Annotated in this window: 2 protein-coding genes and 1 pseudogene; all 3 read right to left on the bottom strand. The window is 60.2% G+C overall.

The window, feature by feature from the left end; genetic code table 11:
* Window positions 1–32 precede the first annotated feature (32 nt).
* Window positions 33–1,190: a zinc ribbon domain-containing protein gene (locus tag C7H84_RS37525; RefSeq protein WP_276208449.1), complete on the bottom strand. Its 1,158-nt coding sequence runs from the start codon at window positions 1,188–1,190 to the stop codon at window positions 33–35.
* Window positions 1,191–1,208: 18 nt separating this feature from the next.
* A pseudogene (locus tag C7H84_RS37520) lies at window positions 1,209–2,126 on the bottom strand (recombinase family protein); the annotation flags it as partial.
* Window positions 2,104–2,301, bottom strand: a complete 198-nt coding sequence (locus C7H84_RS36890; RefSeq protein ID WP_162999527.1) for a hypothetical protein — start codon at window positions 2,299–2,301, stop codon at window positions 2,104–2,106. The pseudogene C7H84_RS37520 and the gene C7H84_RS36890, both read right to left, overlap by 23 nt.
* Window positions 2,302–2,553 lie beyond the last annotated feature (252 nt).

Raw genomic sequence — 2,553 nt, 5'->3', positions numbered from 1 at the left:
GCGGGAGTCTCGTGACATAGTGCATCCTTTGGTTAGAAGCCCGGCAACTTGAGTGACTTCTCTGCTTCCTGTCGAGCCTTGAAGTGAGGCGGCCGCCGCTCCTTGATTGCCCGTACGCCTTCCCTGACAGCTTCGGATTCGAGCGCAGCAACAGGAACCTGCCAAGGTGCCGATGGCATAAGCTGAGTCGCAGGTAGTATTCCCTCACGAATGAGCCGATGAATCGAACTCCCATAGATTCCCAGTCGCCGCGAGGCTTCTTCCACGCTGATCGTCTCCGCACGCGACGCAGTCGGATCGAATGGTGCAATGCCGAGTCGTTCGCGCAGTTCGGTAACGCGAACCGTGGACCAGGTCTTGCCGTCTGGTGATTTGCAGCGCATACGGTTCATGGTCACCGCAAGCTCCCTGTCCGGCCACTGCCCGCCAAGCTTGCGCATGACCTCAACAGCACTGAAGTGTTGGCTGGAGGGATATCGCCCAACATTTACGCGCGCGACGCGAAGCTCCGTGTGCCGACCTCCCGTCCAATGAACCGTGGCGACCGCTTCATTCGTGTCGTCGTCCAGATCGATTACGACCTCTTGAATGAGGATGCGCGTCAGCCGCTGCTTTGTTCGCATGTCGGTGCCCGGCGCATTCCACGTCGCTGGGAGATCGTGCGCGAGCGTCATTAGCTGCGCCTGGTCAATCGCGGGCCGACTTGCCACCTCGCGATCCAGAAGCGCTGCCCGCTCTTCGAGGTGAACGACACGTTCAAGGGCCGCATTCCAGCGCGCTTCAAGCTCGCGCGCAACCAACCGCTTCATCGGATCGACAACCTCATACCGGCGTGCGGCAAGAGATGCGTCGTAGCGCGCTCCCTCGATCTCGCAGGCCAACGCGCGACGCACATCGTCATCTGCGCGCGATGTTTGCTGTGCAGCACGAATGGCCGCTTCCACCGCATGCTCCGAAACCGCTTCGAGAATCGCGGCCGCCACCGCTTTGTCAACACGTACTCCACCGATTCCGATACAGAGAATCGCTCCGACATGTGCCTCGTCCCTGCGGCAATAATAGCGATGCGCGTGACCGGCTCTCATGCCGTAGTTCACTCGCATCATTCGACCGCATCGACCACATCGCGCAAGGCCAGTCAGCAATGCGCGCCCGCCACGAGCAGATCGGCGGGAAGCCCGCTTCTTCATGTGTGTGTTCTCGGCAATCATCCTTTGATGCTCCTCGAACTGATCCCACGTGATATACCCGGGGTGATGATCTCGCAACAGGACGCTCCAATCCTTCATCGGCTTGGAGTGGCCTTCGGTCTTACGAGCCCGTCCGTCGACGACGGCAGTGCGTTGGGTTGTCCTTCCAAACACGTACGCCCCAGCATAAACCGGATGTTCCAGGATCTGGACAATCGTGTGATAGGCAGACCGCCTCCATTCGATCCGGATGCCGGCGGGGCCGTGCCGCGTTACGGGTAGCTTGACGTCCGATTGTATGGCCCATAGCAACACCTGACGGGCACTGCCGAGTTCGCGAAATTTACGGAAGAGCACCCGGATGGCCTCCGCAACCCGTTCGTCTGGATCCATCTCGATCTGCCCAAGCTCGTTCCAGCAGTAGCCGGGAGGTAGCGCGAAGCGTAATTCGCCACGCTGGGCCTTCGAATCCCGGGCGGCAATGCCGCGCTGCCGCAGCAAACTGAGTTCGTACTCCGACATCGTGCCTTTGAGTCCAAGCAGGAGCCGATCGTTGACCAGCCTGGGGTCGTAAATACCGTCGTGATCAACCACGACCGTGCCGACCAGTGCGCAAAGATCAATGAGATGGTGCCAATCGCGGCCGTTGCGCGCAAGTCGTGAAGCCTCGAGACAGAACACGGCGCCGACGGATCCGGCACACACCTACGCGACCAGCTTCTGGAACCCGGGCCGCTGGATACTGCCGGAACCCGAACGTCCAAGATCATCGTCAATCGTGGTTACTGAAGCAAAGCCCATGGTTCGTGCAGATTCGGCGAGCGCGTACTGACGATTCTGGCTCTCCGTGTGCTCCACTACCTGGCTCATGGTTGACTGCCGGACGTAAACAACCGCGCCTCGGCAGAGATGTTCAGCGGAGATCTTCTGGCTCATCGCGATCTCCTCGGTCGTTTGTGTTCACCGGCTTGCCCAGCGCTTCCAGCAGAAGCGCCGCGAGCGCTTCGATCACTTCCTCCCGTCGATTCCCCACGATGGCTGCGTTGAAGGTTGGATCTCGGTGCAGCTCCAGCGGAAGTTGTAAGCCGGGTCCTCTTTGCATTCGTCTCATCGGAATGGCCCTCCGTTGACAGAGGTTTCGATGATCCTCCTGCGACGGAGTGGTGCTTCCGATCAGTCAGGATGCGGCACACAAGGGCCAGCGCTTCTGCGCTCACCTGCGGCTCGCCTAGCGACATTGCCGAGCATATCGACGAATCGAGCATCCACGCCGGCAATTCGCGTGAGATCTGTTGTGGAACGTCGAGGTGAACCATCTGATTCCCGCGGCGCCCGGTACGCCGGACCAGCCGGAATTCCTGAC

This window comes from Burkholderia sp. Nafp2/4-1b (genome assembly GCF_003635165.1).
Classification (GTDB): Bacteria; Pseudomonadota; Gammaproteobacteria; order Burkholderiales; family Burkholderiaceae; genus Burkholderia.
Note: the sequence above shows the minus strand (reverse complement) of the source record. Positions and strands in the feature narration are given on the sequence as shown.